The 14,450-nt window shown below is 67.4% G+C and carries 13 protein-coding genes; 4 read left to right on the top strand and 9 right to left on the bottom strand.

What is annotated here, in order from left to right; all coding sequences use genetic code 11:
• Positions 1-135: 135 nt before the first annotated feature.
• Positions 136-957: an HTD2 family dehydratase gene (locus CL52_RS10605; protein WP_043220458.1), complete on the bottom strand. Its 822-nt coding sequence runs from the start codon at positions 955-957 to the stop codon at positions 136-138.
• Positions 958-1,082: 125 nt separating this feature from the next.
• Here CL52_RS10605 and CL52_RS10610 point away from each other — a divergent pair, with 125 nt between their 5' ends.
• From CL52_RS10610 to CL52_RS10620, 3 genes are all read left to right on the top strand, one after another.
• Complete coding sequence (locus CL52_RS10610; RefSeq protein ID WP_043220461.1) at positions 1,083-2,015, top strand: LysR family transcriptional regulator; 933 nt, start codon at positions 1,083-1,085, stop codon at positions 2,013-2,015.
• Positions 2,016-2,048: 33 nt separating this feature from the next.
• Entirely contained in the window at positions 2,049-3,374 is a 1,326-nt protein-coding gene (locus tag CL52_RS10615) for a DUF2254 domain-containing protein (protein WP_043220463.1), read from the top strand.
• 167 nt (positions 3,375-3,541) lie between these two features.
• A complete protein-coding gene (locus CL52_RS10620) occupies positions 3,542-4,867 on the top strand; it encodes an MFS transporter (RefSeq protein ID WP_043220465.1) in 1,326 nt (441 codons plus the stop codon).
• A gap of 3 nt (positions 4,868-4,870) precedes the next feature.
• Here CL52_RS10620 and arfB read toward each other — a convergent pair whose 3' ends face one another.
• The gene (gene arfB / locus CL52_RS10625) at positions 4,871-5,284 is read right to left on the bottom strand and encodes an alternative ribosome rescue aminoacyl-tRNA hydrolase ArfB (RefSeq protein WP_041104708.1); all 414 of its coding nucleotides are present in this window, start codon (positions 5,282-5,284) and stop codon (positions 4,871-4,873) included.
• Positions 5,285-5,435: 151 nt separating this feature from the next.
• Between arfB and CL52_RS10630 the strand changes: the two genes are divergently transcribed.
• Positions 5,436-6,476 (top strand): metal-dependent hydrolase, encoded by a 1,041-nt coding sequence (locus CL52_RS10630; protein WP_043220470.1) that lies wholly within the window; start codon positions 5,436-5,438, stop codon positions 6,474-6,476.
• Here CL52_RS10630 and CL52_RS10635 read toward each other — a convergent pair.
• The 7 genes from CL52_RS10635 to CL52_RS10665 form a co-directional block, all read right to left on the bottom strand.
• On the bottom strand, positions 6,463-7,815 hold the full coding sequence (locus tag CL52_RS10635; RefSeq protein ID WP_082041984.1) for an APC family permease: 1,353 nt from the start codon (positions 7,813-7,815) through the stop codon (positions 6,463-6,465). The two genes, CL52_RS10630 and CL52_RS10635, sit on opposite strands and share 14 nt — an antisense overlap.
• 92 nt (positions 7,816-7,907) lie before the next feature.
• On the bottom strand, positions 7,908-9,860 hold the full coding sequence (locus CL52_RS10640) for a HAMP domain-containing methyl-accepting chemotaxis protein (RefSeq protein WP_043220473.1): 1,953 nt from the start codon (positions 9,858-9,860) through the stop codon (positions 7,908-7,910).
• A 117-nt stretch (positions 9,861-9,977) separates the two neighbouring features.
• Positions 9,978-11,756, bottom strand: coding sequence for an ABC transporter ATP-binding protein (locus CL52_RS10645; RefSeq protein WP_043220476.1), 1,779 nt, complete (start codon positions 11,754-11,756; stop codon positions 9,978-9,980).
• Positions 11,749-12,381: a DsbA family protein gene (locus CL52_RS10650; RefSeq protein ID WP_041104702.1), complete on the bottom strand. Its 633-nt coding sequence runs from the start codon at positions 12,379-12,381 to the stop codon at positions 11,749-11,751. The genes CL52_RS10645 and CL52_RS10650 overlap by 8 nt, the downstream gene beginning before the upstream one ends.
• 102 nt (positions 12,382-12,483) lie before the next feature.
• Complete coding sequence (gene trhO / locus CL52_RS10655) at positions 12,484-13,419, bottom strand: oxygen-dependent tRNA uridine(34) hydroxylase TrhO (protein WP_043220477.1); 936 nt, start codon at positions 13,417-13,419, stop codon at positions 12,484-12,486.
• A gap of 127 nt (positions 13,420-13,546) precedes the next feature.
• Positions 13,547-13,843: a BolA family protein gene (locus CL52_RS10660; RefSeq protein WP_041104699.1), complete on the bottom strand. Its 297-nt coding sequence runs from the start codon at positions 13,841-13,843 to the stop codon at positions 13,547-13,549.
• Positions 13,844-13,853: 10 nt separating this feature from the next.
• On the bottom strand, positions 13,854-14,360 hold the full coding sequence (locus CL52_RS10665) for a DUF2059 domain-containing protein (RefSeq protein WP_043220479.1): 507 nt from the start codon (positions 14,358-14,360) through the stop codon (positions 13,854-13,856).
• Positions 14,361-14,450 lie beyond the last annotated feature (90 nt).

Genomic DNA, 14,450 nt, shown 5'->3' on the forward strand with positions numbered 1-14,450 from the left:
GGCCTGACTGCTAACGCATCGCCTTGAAGCCGGCCGGCTGACTATTTCGCACGGCCCTGACCACCCTGCAAAATCAGTCCCCTCGCCCCCTTGGGGAGAGGGTTAGGGTGAGGGGGCGGTGTCCCGCCATCCACCTCAGTCGAATTCCACTTCGGCTCTCTGCGCCAAACCGTTGTGGTCGCCGGCCCAGAGTTCGGCCTTGCCCGGCGCCACGATGCGGCCGCCGACCTCGAACGGCTGCGGCGCGATCAGCGGGCGCAGGCCGCGGTAGGCGAAGCGGCGCAGGCGGGCGTCGGGATTGGCGCGGCAGAAGGCGCGCAGGTTCAAGGTGGCGATCAGCGGGCCGTGAACGACCAGGCCGGCATAGCCTTCGGTCTCGGTGACGTAGGGCCAGTCGTAATGGATGCGATGGCCGTTGAAGGTGACCGCGGAATAGCGGAACAGCAGCGTCGGCGTTGGTGTGACCGCCTCGCGCCAGCCACCGGCGACCATGGGTTCGCCACTGCTGGTCTTCGGCGGGCTCGGCTCGCGGTAGACGATGTCCTGTTCCTCACGGATCGCCAGCCGGCTGTCCTGCAGGTAGTCGTGCTGCACGGTGACGAACAGCAGCGCGCCGGTGCGGCCCTGTTTTTCCTCGATGTGCTTGATGGTCGAGACGCGTCGCGCCTCGCCGCCGGCTTCCAGCGGGCGCAGGAACTCGACCCGGCCACCGGCCCACATGCGGTTGCGGTTATCCGCAGGCGGCAGGAAGCCACCGCGTGCCGGGTGGCCATCCTCGCCGAGGCCGCTTTCGGCGACCGGCTCCTGGAAGAAGCACCATTGCCATAGCGGTGGTAGCGCTTCGCCGTGCGCGGGCGTGGTTTCGCCGAAGGTCGCGGCGATGCGCATCAGCAGGTTGCGGCTGAGCTGGTCGTGGGCCTCTTCGGTGCGGCCGATCCAGGCAGAGATGTCGGTCATGGCTGAGCTTCCGGCTGTTGTCTTGTTTGGCCGTAGCATGCAGCGCCGCCAGCGTTCCGTGAATTTGTATTTAATGACACCAGCGTTCGGCTAAGCTGAACACCAACCTCATCTCGAGCACCGCCATGCATTTCGATCTGGCCGACCTGCGTCTGTTCATCCATATCGCCGAATCCCCGAGCCTGACCCAGGGCGCACGCCGCGCGCACCTCTCGCCGGCCGCGGCCAGCGCGCGGATCAAGGCGCTGGAGAGCCGGCTCGACAGCCGCCTGCTCTACCGCGACAGTCGCGGAGTGGAGCTGACGCCAGCCGGCCACAAGCTGCTGCAGCACGCGCGGCTGATCATGCGTCAGGTGGATTACCTGAAAAGCGAGTTCACCGAGTACGGCACCGATTCGGCCGGGCACATCCGCATCTTCGCCAACACCACGGCCGTGACCGAATTTCTGCCCGAGGTGCTGGCCGGTTTTCTCGCCGAGCGCCCCGGCGTCACGGTGGACCTGCAGGAGCGCCTGAGCCGCGACATCGTGCGCGGTGTGCTCGACGGCAGCACGGACATCGGCATCATCGCCGGCCCGGTGCAGGCCGAAGGCCTGCAGGTGCTGCACTTCAGCACCGACCGCCTGTTGCTCGGCGTGCCGATCGGCCACCCGTTGGCCGGCGAAACGCAGGTGACGCTGCGTCAGACGCTGGCCTATCAGCACATCGGCCTGCACGAAGGCAGCACCCTGCTGACCTTTCTGCGCGACCGCGTCGAGAAACTCGGCAGCCAGCTGTCGCTGCGCATCCAGGTTTCGAGCTTCGAGGCAGTGTGTCGGATGATCGAGGCCGGCGTGGGCATCGGCATCATCCCCGAGTCCGCGGCGAGGCGGCACAGCCGCACCATGCAACTGGCGCTGGTGGAGCTGGACGAGCCCTGGGCGGTGCGCGAACGCAGCATCCTGGTGCGCGAGCTGGACGCCCTGCCCGGTTCGGTACGGGCCCTGATCGCCACCCTGGCGCCCGATGTAGCTACCGAAGCGAACGTTGCCCGGCCTTTGCTGCCGAACGGCGGGTAGGCACGCATCGCCGAACCTCTGCAGGGAGCTGACATGTCCGCACTGACCAACAGGCTGTTTCGCCTGTATCACCGAGTCATCGGCAGCATCGCCTTCTACCCGACACTTATCGCCCTGGGCCTGGCCTGCCTGTGCCTGATCACCATCGTGCTGGAACTGACCTGGCTGCAGCCCTACAAGGAGCAGCTCGAACTCGGCGTGGTGAAGAATGCCGAGAACGCCCGGCTGATTCTCGGCACCCTGGTCGGCGGGATCATCTCGCTGATGGTGTTCAGCTTCTCGATGGTCATGGTGGTACTCAATTCGGCGGCCTCCTCGCTGTCGCCGCGGGTGATTCCGGGGCTGATCAGCAGCCGCAGCCATCAGCTGGTGCTCGGCGTCTACCTGGGCACGATCATCGATTCGCTGATGCTCATTTCCACCATTCAGGAAGGCGACGACATCAATGTGCCGAGCCTGGGCGTCTTTCTGGCGCTCTTTCTGGGCGTGATCTGCCTGTGCCTGTTCATCTACTTCATCCGCTCGATTTCACTGTCGATTCAGGTCGACTACATCCTCAACCGGGTCTACAAGCAGACCCTCGCCCAGCTCCACGCCAGACGCCGCCAGGCTGACGACCACGAGGTGATGCCCTGGCCCGACGACAGCCACTGGACGACGATCTGCGCGCAACGTTCGGGCTACTTCAAGGCGCTGAACCTCTCGGCGGCGCAGGCATTGCTGGACGAGCAGGACGCGCAGATGACGGTGCAGGTGCATTACGGCTTTTTCGTCATGCCGGGCCACCCGCTGATCCGCCTGGACCGCGAGCTGGACGAAGCCTGCGTGAGCCGGCTGCTGGACTGCTTCGACTTCTATGTCGAGGAGTACGCCCACCGGCACTTCTTCTTCGGCTTCAAGCAGATCGTCGAAATCGCCATCCGCGCCTTGAGCCCGGGCATCAACGACCCGGGCACGGCGATCAAGGCGATCGACATGCTCGGCGTGCTCCTGGCCGAACGCATGCACCTGCCCAACCACGAGGTCGCCCCAATCGAGGGCCAGCCACGCCTGTTCATCCGCGAGCTGGAGCTGGACGCGATGCTGCAGCTGGCGTTCGGCCCCCTGCGCCGCTACGGCAGCAGCGACCTGCAGGTACTGCTGACGCTGCTGCAGGCCTGCAAGAACCTGCTGTATGCCGCTGGCGACAGCGCCACCGAGCGCATCCTGCTGCGCCATGCCGAAGCGGTCGTCGAGCAGGCATCGATCACCCTGTCCGGCGCGCTGGATCGCCAGGCGATGGCCGAGGCGGTGCAGTCACTGAACCAGGCGGTACGTCATGCCGAGCCGCTGTCGCGCGCGCCGCTGCGGGAATCCTGAGCGCTTGCTGCTGCCCAACGACAACACAGGGAGCGGTGTGTCGCCATGAGCCACCCCACTCGCTCAGGTTTTTACCTTTCAAAATCAGCAAGTTATGAAACTTCGCCGCCCCACGGCCGGCGCGCCGAAACTTGCTTTAGCCGATTTCGTTGCCTAGGGTGTCGCCCATGAAGTCTTTGATCGCTCCCATCAGTTCGCTGCTCGGCGGCGTGGCCTTGCTGCTGCTCGGGCACGGCTTGCTCAATACCCTGCTCACGCTGCGCGGCGTCGCCGAAGGTTACTCGACCGGGATGGTCGGCCTGTTGATGTCCGGTTACTTCGCCGGCTTCCTGATCGGCACCTGGCTCGCGCCCTCGCTGATCCGGCGCATCGGCCACATCCGCACCTTCTCCTTCTACGCCTCGCTCGCCGCGACCGCCGTGCTGCTGCACGTGATGATCGTCAATCCCTGGGTCTGGCTGGTATTGCGGGTCATCTACGGTGTCGCGCTGGTGACCCTGTACATGGTCATCGAGAGCTGGCTCAACGCCCAGGTCAGCGGCGAGAAGCGCGGCCAGGTATTTGCCGTGTACATGGCCGTCAACCTCGGCTCACTGGCCGCCGCCCAGCAGCTGCTGGGGCTCGACAGCCCGATGGAATTCACCCTCTTCGCGCTGGCGACCATTCTCATCGGCGGCGCGATGATGCCGATCACCCTCACCCGCCAGCCGCAACCGACCCTGCCGGACATTCCGCCGACCGACCTCCTGCAGCTGGCCCGCATCGCCCCGCTGCCGCTGATGGCCGCCGGCGTGTCCGGGTTCGCACTCGGCGGCTTCTGGGGCCTGGCGCCGGTGTATGCCAGCCAGGTCGGCTTCGACGCCTCCGGCGTAGGCCTGCTGATGAGCGTGACCATTCTCGGCGGCGCCGTGCTGCAATGGCCGATCGGCCTGTTTTCCGACAAGCATGAGCGCCGCATCGTGCTGCTCTGGGTGGTGGCGCTCGCCGCGCTGCTGGCGCTGGCGGTGGCGCCGCTGAAGGCCGGTGCCCTGCTGCTGGGGCTGATGTTCGTCTGGGGCGGCCTGGCGTTTTCGATCTACTCGATTGCCGTGGCGCAGATGGTCGACCACCTGAACCCCGACGAAATTCTCTCCGGCTCCAGCGGCCTGCTGCTCGCCAACGGTTTTGGCGCGGCACTTGGGCCGGTTGCCGCCGGTGGCCTGATGCACCTGGCCGGGCCGATCGCGCTGCCGCTGTTCTTCGCGGTCAGCCTGGCTCTGCTGGCGGCTTACGCCTTCTACCGGCCGCGCAAGGTGGTCGACCTGGTGACCGAACCGCACGGGCACTTCACCCCCGTGCTGCGCACCAGCCCTACCGTCATGGAGCTGATGCCCGACACCCCGGAAGATGCGACCGCCCACACGCCGGCCAACGAGGACGAACTGAACGAGCTGGACGAGCTGGACGACCTGCCGCCCGCCGAGGAGCCGGCCGAACCGCGCACCGGCACCTGAGCCTCAGAAGTCAACGCGGCCGCGCCCGGCCTTGATCGCACCGCGGCGCGTCTTGCCCTCGAGCCGGCGCGTCTTGGAGGCCAGCGTCGGCCGGGTCGGCCGGCGCGCCTTTTCCACCTTGGTCACACTACGGATCAGCGCCACCAGTCGCTCGAGCGCGTCGGCGCGGTTCTGCTCCTGGGTGCGGTAGCGCTGGGCCTTGAGCACGATCACCCCGCTGTCGCTGATGCGGTTGTCGCGCAGCGCCAGCAGGCGTTCCTTGTAGAACGCCGGCAGTGACGAAGCCTGGATATCGAAGCGCAGGTGAACGGCACTGGACACCTTGTTGACGTTCTGCCCACCGGCACCTTGCGCCCGGATGGCAGTCAGCTCGACCTCGCTGTCGGCGAGGTGAACGTTGTTCGATATCTCCAGCATGGGCTTCCTGATCCTGTCTAGCGCGCAGCAGGCGCGATTGTCCTACGACCTGTCCGCCGCCGACAGGTTTGAAACAATTTCCCGCTGCCGGAACGTTCGCCTTCGGCGTAGGGTCCGCTTGAAACGCAACCATCCACCGCCCGGAGCACTCATGGATTCGATCACCCAGGCCCTGCTCGGCGCCACCGTTCATACCGCCGTGTTGGGCCGTTGGCAGGGACGCAAGGCACTGCTGTTCGGCGCCGCGCTCGGCACCCTGCCCGACCTGGACGTGGTCATCGACTACGGCGATGCCGTGGCGAACATGACCTATCATCGCGGCTTCAGCCATTCGCTGTTCGTGCTCAGCGGCCTGGCCATGCTGCTGGCGTGGCTGGTGCGACGGTTGCGGCCGCACCCTGGCTATTCGAGCCGGCGTCTGTTTCTGGCCATCTGGCTGGTGCTCGTCACCCACGTACTGCTCGACGCCTTCACCAGCTATGGCACCCAGCTGTTCTGGCCCCTGCACACGCCGCCGGTGGCCTGGGCGAGCATTTTCATCATCGATCCGCTGTACAGCCTGCCGCTGCTGCTGGCCGTGCTCGCCGTCGGCTTCAGCGGCTTCCAGGGCCGCGCGCGCCATTGGCCGGCCGTGGCGCTGGCGGTGTCGACGCTGTACCTGGGCTTTACCGTCGCCGGAAAACTCATGGCCGAGCAGCGCGTGCGTCTGGAGATGGCGCGCCAGGGCATCACGGCCGAGCGCGTGTTCAGTACCCCTACGCCGTTCAACAGCCTGCTCTGGCGGGTGATCCTGATCGACGGCGAGCGCTACCACGAGGCCCTGGTGAGCTGGCTCGACAACGGGCCGCCCCAACTGGTGAGCCTGCCCCGCGGCGCCCGCCTGCAAGAGATCCTGAGGGGCTCGCCGCAACATGCGCGGCTGCAGTGGTTCACCGGTGGCATCCTGCGCTACGACGTCGAGGGCGACGCGCTGCTGGTGACCGATCTGCGCCTCGGCATGACGGGTTATCACCCCTTCCGTTTCCCGCTGGCCCGGCATCAGGCCGGTGGCTGGCAGCTGGTCGACGAGGCCGAGCGCCTGCCGGCCGAACGGGGTGACCTGGCGCGCCTGGAACTCTTGTGGCAACGGATCTGGAGCCAGCGACCCGAGGTGCCGCTCGGCGAATGGGCGATCGACCTCAGCCGCCACTGACGCGCCTGGCCCGACGCCGACCGACGCCATACAGCAGCGCACCGAGCCCGAGCAGCAGGCCGGCGCGCAACCAGGTTTCGCCGCTCTGCTGGGCCAGCAGCAGCAGGCAGGCCAGAATGGCCAGTACCGGCAGCGCCGTCGGGGTGCGGAAATGCGCTTCGGCGATGCGCTCCTTGCGCAGCGCCAGCACGGCTGCGTTGGTCGCGATGAACACGAACAGCAGCAACAGCACCACCGTTTCGGCAAGCGCGGTCAGGCTGCCGGTGACGGTGAGCAGCATCGCCACCAGCGTCGTTGCGACGATCGCCAGCCACGGCGTGCGTCGACCCGGCAGGACACGGGTCAGGCCCAGCGGCAGCAGGCCGCGATCGGCCATGCCATAGGCCAGGCGACTGGACATGATCATGGTCAGCAGTGCGCCGTTGGCCACCGCCACCAGCGCGACGAGCGAGAACGCCCGGTCCGGCACGGCGAAGCCGGTCGCCCGCACCACCTCCAGCAGCGGCGCGGTCGAGGCGCCAAGTGCCTCCGGCGTCAGGACCGCAGTAGCCGCCAGGCCGACCCCGACATAGATCAGCCCGGCCACCAGCAGCGCGCCGAACAGCGCGCGCGGGTACACGCGGCGCACGTCCCTGACCTCCTCGGCGACGTTGGCCGACACCTCGAAGCCGACAAAGGAATAGAACGCCAGCAGCGCCGCGCCGAGTACCGCCGCCGCCGGCGAGACACCCGGGGCGAAGGCCATCGCCCGCCCCGGGTCGCCGCCTCCGGCCAACACCAAGCGCGCCGCGACAAGCACCACGAACAGCAGCCCGGAGACCTCGATCACGGTCATCACCGCATTGGCCCTCAGGGATTCGCGGATGCCGCGCGCATTGAGCAGGCCCACCAGCAGCAGAAAGCCCAGCGCCGTGGGTATCGTCGGCAGGTCGAGAAAGGCGCCCAGGTAGTCGCCGGCAAATGCCAACGACAGCCCGGCCGCACTGGTGACGCCCGCCGCGAGCATGGCGAAGCCGACCAGGAACGAGAGCAGCGGGCTGCCGAAGGCGCGCGCGGTGAACACGGCCGTACCCCCGGCGCGCGGGTATTTGGACACCAGCTCGGCGTAGGAGCCGGCCGTGAGCAAGGCGAAGAACAGCGCCAGCAGCAGGGGCGCCCAGACGGCGCCACCGACCTCGCCGGCAATCTTGCCGACCAGCGCGTAAACGCCGGCACCGAGCACGTCCCCGAGGATGAAGAGAAACAGTGCCGGACCGGTGATGGCCCGGCGCAGGCGGGTCTGCTGCGCGTCGGAATCGGACGCGGCGTGGCTGTTCGCCTCGGAACCGGCCAGTGGCATGCGGTGCTCCCTGAGCAATGGCACCGGCGGTGCCCTTTGCACTAGATCGACGCCTGCCCCTGGAGTTCAGCCCCGGCTGCCGCGTACCGCGGTCAGGTACGGAACTGGCGGACCAGCTCCTGCAGCTCGATCCCCAGGCGAGCCAGTTCGGCGCTCGCACTGGCGGTCTGCTCGCTGCCGCTGGCGCTCTGCTCGCCGATGTCCCGCACGCGCGTCACGCTCTCGGAGATGTTTTCGGCCACACTGCTCTGCTGCTCGGCCGCGGCGGCGATCTGCTGGTTCATCTGCTCGATGGTCGATACCGAGTCGGTGATCCGGCCGAGCGCCGTGCCGGCCTCGTTGGCCAGCGCGACGGTACGCTGCGTCAGGTCGCGGCTGGTCTGCATCTGCTCGACCGCCTGCCCGGCGACCTGCTGCAGGCTGCCGATCAGGCCTTCGATCTCCTCGGTCGAATCATGGGTACGGCGCGCCAGGGCTCGCACCTCATCGGCAACCACGGCGAAGCCGCGGCCCTGCTCGCCGGCACGCGCGGCCTCGATCGCGGCGTTGAGCGCCAGCAAGTTGGTCTGCTCGGCAACGGCGCGGATCACTTCCAGCACGCTGCCGATCCGGCCGCTCTGCTCGTTCAGCGCCTCGATGGCCTGCGCCGAATGCTCGACCTCGGACGACAGCGTTCCGATCTGGCCGATCGCATCGCGCACCACCCGGTCGCCCTGGCGTGCCTGCTGGTCGGCCTGGCGTGCGGCGAGGGACGCCTGCTCGGCATTGCGCGCGACTTCCTGCACCGTGGCGGCCATCTCGTTCATGGCGGTGGCGACCTGGTCGGTTTCCTCGCGCTGGGTCTGTACACCGGCGCTGGTCTGCGCGGTCACCGCCGACAGCTGCTCGGCGGCCGCGGCGATCTGGCTGACACCGCCGCCGATCCGTCCGATCAGGTTGCGCAGGCTTTCGTTCATCCGGTGCATCGCGTTCTGCAGCTGGCCGACCTCGTCACGCCGGGCACTGGCCTGGGAGTGGGACAGATCGCCCGCCGCCACGCGTTCGGCCTGGGCGACGGTATCGCGCAGCGGGCCAACGATCATGCGGGTTATGGTCAGCGCGGCAAGCGCACCGATGACAATCGCCAGGCCGCCAATCAGCGCCAGCAGCAGGTAGACGTTCGAGCGCTGCGAGCGCATCGTTTCGGTGGCCAGTTCGAGGGTCTGGCCTGCGGCGGCGATCACCTCGCCGGAGAGTTCGGCCATTCGCCGTTCGGCCGCCAGGCGATTGCTGCGGTTCTGGCGAAATTCATCGAACGCGGCGCGGTACTGCTCGAGCGCTGCCAGAGCCGCGTCCATCGAAGTCTTCTGCTCGTCGTCGAGCCAGATCTTCAGGTTGCTGCCGATCGAGCTGACATCGCTGTACTTGGCCTGCCAATCGGTCACCGACTGCTGATCGCTGCTGGCGACGAAGGCATTTTCCAGGGTGCGCATGTCGAGCACCTGCTTGGTCAGGCCCGAGGTCGCCTCGGCGATGGTCAGCGGATCGCTGCCCTTCAGGCGGTCGCCTTCCAGCCGCAGGGCCCGCACCGCGTCGTACATGTCGAGCTCGATGAACTCGAACTCCTCCCGGCTGCGCTGCGCGGTTTCGCCCATCTGCGCACGCAGCTGCTGGCCACGGTTGATCAGCTCACGGTATTGGTCGAACTGCGCCGCGTAGGCGTCGACTGCCTGGCGAATGCGCGTCAGGCCGGCCTGCTCCGCCTCGTTCGAGGAGGCGCCCAGCGCGTCCAGCTCGCTGTCGATCGACGCGAGCCCGCTACGCAGTTCGGCGGCAGCACGCTCCTCACGGGTCAGCGCAAAGTCGCGCTCGTCGCCGCGCGCATCGAGGATGCCGGCATTGATGCCGGCCAGCTTGTTGATGCGCTGCGAGCCGGCGACGGTGGCCTCGACGGCGTAGAAGCCGGTGGCGGTGACTGCCAGCGTCAGCGCCAGCACCGTGCCGAAACCAATGGCCAGCTTGCGGCCCACGGGCAGGTTGGTGAAAGGGTTGGTGGCAACGTGCATCGATTCAATCCCTTAAAAAGCAATCCAGCTTACAGTCGGCAGCCCTCATCAATAGTTGAGCGAAAAGGCAGGATTTTTCGGCGCCACTCATCCGGCGGCGCGCGGGGTACCGCCGTGCTAGTGCTGCAGGTGCCCGTACAGCCGGGCGTAGAGCCCGCCTTCGGCTATCAGCTGTTGGTGATCGCCCTGCTCGGCGATGCGCCCGCCATCGAATACCAGCACCCGGTCGGCCTGCTTAACCGCCGACAGGCGGTGGGCGATGATCAGCGTCGTGCGGCCCCGGAGGAAGTTCGCCAGCTGCTGGTGCAGCGCATATTCGGTCGCCGCATCGAGGGCCGAGGTGGCCTCGTCGAGGATTACCACCTTGGGTTCGGCCAGCACCATGCGCGCCACGGCCAGGCGCTGGCGCTGGCCACCGGACAGACGCACGCCGGAACGCCCGACGATGCTGTCCAGGCCGTGCGGCAGCTGGCGCACGGTGTCGGCCAGCTGCGCGATCTCCAGCGCCTGCCAGCAGGCCGCGTCATCGCGCTCGCGGCCCATGCAGAGGTTGGCGCGCACCGTATCGTTGAACAGCGCCGGGTGCTGCAGCACCACCGCCACGTTGTCACGCACCAACGGCAGGCCGATGTCTTCCAGGCGCACGCCACCGAAGCGAATCTCGCCGGCCTGCGGCCGATACAGCCCGAGCAGGAGCTGCACCAGGGTACTCTTGCCACCGCCGCTGGCCCCGACGATGGCGACCTTCTCGCCGGCGGCGATGGAAAGGTCCAGCCCTTCGAGCACCGGCTCCTCCTGGTAGGAAAAGCGCAGGCCGCGGACCTCGATGTCGACGGTCTGGTGGCCGGCGAACGGATCGTGCGTCGTGCCGTACTGCGGCTCGTCGGCGCGCGCGAGCAGCTGGTTGATCCGGCTCAACGCGCCGCCGGCGGCGTAATAGGCGTATTGCAGGCTGAGCAGCTGCTCCACCGGGCCGATCATGAACCACAGGTAGCTGAACACGGCGAGCATCTGGCCAATGGTCAGGTCGGAGAACAGCACGGTGAGCATCGCCGCCGCGCGGAACACGTCGATGCCGAACTGGAACAGCAGGCCGCTGGCGCGGTTCGAGGCATCGGTCTTCCATTGCGAGGCCACCGCGTAGTCGCGCACTTCCCGAGCCTTGAGCCCGAGCCGACCGAGAAAGAAGCCCTGGCGGTTGCCCGCGCGCACTTCCTGGATGGCGTCGAGGGTTTCGGTGAGCGCCTGGGTGAAGCGCGACGTGCTGTCGTTCTCCAGCTTCTTCAGGTGCTTGACGCGCTTGCCCAGCTGCACCGTGGCGTAGATCACCAGCGGGTTGAACAGCAGGATCAGCAGCGCCAGCTGCCAGTGCATCCAGACCAGAATCGCCGCCGTGCCGACGATCGAGAGCAGCGCGACCAACAGCCGACTCAGGGTCTCGCCGAGAAACTTGTCGATGGTGTCCAGATCGGTCACCAGATGCGCCGCCACGGTGCCGCCGCCAAGGCTCTCGTACTCGGCCAGCGATATGCGCTTGAGGCGCTCGATCAACCGCACCCGCAGGCGATAGACGACGTCCTTCGACAACCGGGCGAACAACCGCGCCTGCAGCACGTTGAGCACCAGCGACGAGCCGCGCAGAAGCAGCGTGAGCGCCAGCATCAGGCCGATGTAGCCGACGGCGGTCTGCCAGCCCTGCGGCAGGAAGTTGTCCATCACCCGCAGCGCCGCATCGCCCTGCCCCAGCAGCACCTCGTCGACCAGCAGGGGCAGCAGCAAGGGGATCGGCACGCTGCACAGGGTGGCCAGCACCGCGACCAGGTTGGCCAACAGCAGTGCCTTGCGGTGGCGCAAGGCGAGGCGGCGGATCTCCGCCCAGCTCAGCTGATCAGCCATGCGCACCACGCTCCAGCCAGCGCGCCAGCAATGGCGCCAACGCCGCCAGTGGCTGATAGCCATTGGTCAGCAAGGCCAGTTGGCCGTCACGCTCGGCCAGTACGGTAGGGAAGCCGGCGATGCCGAGGTTCCCGGCCCAGGCGAAATCGGCAGCAGTGGCTTCGCGTGTCGTGCCGGCATCGAAGCACTCGGCGAAGGCGTCGCGCGCAAGGCCCGTGCGCTCGGCCAGTTCGACCAGCCGTGCGGGCTGGGTGACGTCTTCGCTGCGGGTGTAAAACGCCTGCTGGATCAGCAGGGCCAGCGGCCAGGCGCATTCGGCCTCCAGCTGTCGCGCCGCGACCAGGGCCCGGCAGGCCGGCTCGGTGTCGTAAACCAGCCCCTCGGGCAGCCCGGCGACGAAATCGAACGGCTGGCCGCTGGCCTCGTGCACGGCCTGCCAGTAAGCCAGCGTGCGGCGCCGCCCGGCTTCGTCCATCGGCGTGCGTTCGCGGCGCAGCCCACCGACCACCAGGTGCAGCCCCACGCCGCGGTTGGCGGCCTGTTCGGCCAGCGCCTGCATGACCGGTGCGAAGCCCCAGCACCAGGAGCACATCGGGTCCATCACATAGATCAGTCGGGCGCTCATGCTCACTCCGTGCCGATTACTGCATTGGGCACACGGCGCGCGCCCTTGGTTCGCCTGTTCTGCTCAGCCTGCCTCAATCGCCGCGGCCCTGTCGCGCCAGGCTCATGCGTCGTGGCGCCGCGGGTCGCGGCCGATCGGGTGCGGCTGGTGGCGCTCGCGCGCCAGTTCGATCTGCTTCTGTCGCTCGCGGGCGCTGGCACGGGTCTTCTCCGGCAGCTGGTCCCAGCAATGCGGGCAACTGACGCCGGCAACGAAATGCGCCGAGGCCCGGTCTTCGGCCGACACCGGCATGCGACAGGCGTGGCAGAGCTCGAACTCACCCTCGGAGAGATCGTGGCGCACGGTGACCCGGTTGTCGAAGACGAAGCAGTCGCCGCGCCAGCGGCTTTCGCCCTGCGGCACTTGCTCGAGGTACTTGAGGATGCCGCCCTTCAGATGAAAGACCTCCTCGAAGCCTTCGCCGAGCATGTAGCTGGAGGCCTTTTCGCAGCGAATGCCGCCGGTGCAGAACATCGCCACCTTCTTGTGCCGGGTCGGGTCGAAATGCGCCTTTATATAGTCGGGGAATTCACGGAACGAGCGGGTCTTGGGGTCGACCGCGCCCTCGAAGCTGCCGATCGCGACTTCGTAGTCGTTGCGCGTGTCGATGACCAGCACCTCGGGATCGTCGATCAGCGCGTTCCAGTCACGCGGCTCGACATAGGTGCCGACCCGCCGGTTCGGGTCCACGCCCGGCACGCCGAGGGTGACGATCTCTTTCTTCAGCTTGACCTTCGTGCGGTAGAACGGCTGCTCGTCGCAGTACGACTCCTTGTGGTCGACGTCGGCCAGGCGCGGGTCGTTGCGCAGCCAGGCGAGCAGCCGGTCGATGCCCTGGCGCGTGCCGGAGACGGTGCCGTTGATGCCTTCCTCGGCGAGCAGCAGCGTGCCCCTGATATCGTTCGCCAGCAAGGTGTCGAGCAACGGCTGGCGCAGCTCGACGTAGTCCGGCAGGCCGACGAACTTGTACAGCGCCGCCACGACGATGGGTTCTTTCAAGAGGTCCTCCAGTGGCCGCCCGCGCAAAGGGCGTACCGGGGTGGTGAAACAGAAGCGCCGGCAACAGCCGGCGCGGGAGGCGGATTCTAGCAGAACGACCCTGGCCAGGCAGGCGCCGGGCGGCGCCTCACTTGTGCCCGCCGGCGCACACCGGCGACGCCGGCGCGCTACCCTGCTCGGCCCATTCGGCGGGCGTGTAGGTATGCAACGCCAGCGCATGGACCTGCTGCATCAGCTCGCCCATGGCGCCGTAGGCCTTCTGATGGCGCTTGACCGCATTCAGCCCGGCAAACGCCTCGCTGACGATCACGGCCTTGTAGTGGGTTTCCTGGCCACGGCTGTGCATGTGGCTCTCGTCGATGACCTGCAGGTATTCGGGTTGCAGCGTCTGCAGGGCGACCTTGATGTTGTCCAGTTTGCTCATGCGGGTTCCGTCAGTTCTTCTCGGGTTCGAATTCGGCCGTCATGTCGGCCAGCAGCTTGTTCACCTCGGGCACCGCCGTCTGCAGGCGCGCCTGGGTCAGTTGCGCCGAGCGCGCGTTGAGCTCCGGCAGCTTGCCGAGCATCTTGCGGCCCAGCGGTGAACGGTAGAAATCGATCAGCCCGGCCAGCTCCTGTTCGGTGAACTGTTCGGTGTAGAGCGCGACCAGTTCGGGCTCGAGCTTTTCCCAGCCGATAGCCTGATCCAGCGCAGCATTGGCCTTGGCCTGGTAGCGCTCGAGCATGGCGCGCTTGTCCTGCGGGGCCTTCGCTTCGGCGAAGCGCTGGGCGAACATCTGCTGCACCTGGGCGTAGACCGGTACAGCCAGACGGTCGGCCTTGGCCAGTTGCAGGAAAGCTTCGGCCTTGGCCGCATGGCTGGCCTGGTCGGCCGCGACAGAGCCGCTCGCCAGGGCGAGCAGCAGCGCGCCGCAGCAGCCGAGGGTGGAAATCTTGGGCATTGGTTTTTCCTTCGAAGGGCGATAGTCAGCCCTGAATGGACACATTCTGCGCCCGGAGTTCCAATGCCCACAAGGCACCGGCGGGGAACC

This window comes from Stutzerimonas balearica DSM 6083, from assembly GCF_000818015.1.
In the GTDB taxonomy this organism is placed as follows: Bacteria; Pseudomonadota; Gammaproteobacteria; order Pseudomonadales; family Pseudomonadaceae; genus Stutzerimonas; species Stutzerimonas balearica.

What these genes read in the sequence shown, in the direction of transcription:
- CL52_RS10660 (WP_041104699.1), bottom strand. Translation starts at nt 13,843, where the DNA reads ATGAGCAAACTGGACAACATCAAGGTCGCCCTGCAGACGCTGCAACCC.
- CL52_RS10605 (WP_043220458.1), bottom strand. Translation starts at nt 957, where the DNA reads ATGACCGACATCTCTGCCTGGATCGGCCGCACCGAAGAGGCCCACGAC.
- CL52_RS10620 (WP_043220465.1), top strand. Translation starts at nt 3,542, where the DNA reads ATGAAGTCTTTGATCGCTCCCATCAGTTCGCTGCTCGGCGGCGTGGCC.
- CL52_RS10665 (WP_043220479.1), bottom strand. Translation starts at nt 14,360, where the DNA reads ATGCCCAAGATTTCCACCCTCGGCTGCTGCGGCGCGCTGCTGCTCGCC.
- CL52_RS10635 (WP_082041984.1), bottom strand. Translation starts at nt 7,815, where the DNA reads ATGCCACTGGCCGGTTCCGAGGCGAACAGCCACGCCGCGTCCGATTCC.
- arfB (WP_041104708.1), bottom strand. Translation starts at nt 5,284, where the DNA reads ATGCTGGAGATATCGAACAACGTTCACCTCGCCGACAGCGAGGTCGAG.
- CL52_RS10650 (WP_041104702.1), bottom strand. Translation starts at nt 12,381, where the DNA reads ATGAGCGCCCGACTGATCTATGTGATGGACCCGATGTGCTCCTGGTGC.
- CL52_RS10615 (WP_043220463.1), top strand. Translation starts at nt 2,049, where the DNA reads ATGTCCGCACTGACCAACAGGCTGTTTCGCCTGTATCACCGAGTCATC.
- CL52_RS10630 (WP_043220470.1), top strand. Translation starts at nt 5,436, where the DNA reads ATGGATTCGATCACCCAGGCCCTGCTCGGCGCCACCGTTCATACCGCC.
- CL52_RS10645 (WP_043220476.1), bottom strand. Translation starts at nt 11,756, where the DNA reads ATGGCTGATCAGCTGAGCTGGGCGGAGATCCGCCGCCTCGCCTTGCGC.
- CL52_RS10640 (WP_043220473.1), bottom strand. Translation starts at nt 9,860, where the DNA reads ATGCACGTTGCCACCAACCCTTTCACCAACCTGCCCGTGGGCCGCAAG.
- CL52_RS10610 (WP_043220461.1), top strand. Translation starts at nt 1,083, where the DNA reads ATGCATTTCGATCTGGCCGACCTGCGTCTGTTCATCCATATCGCCGAA.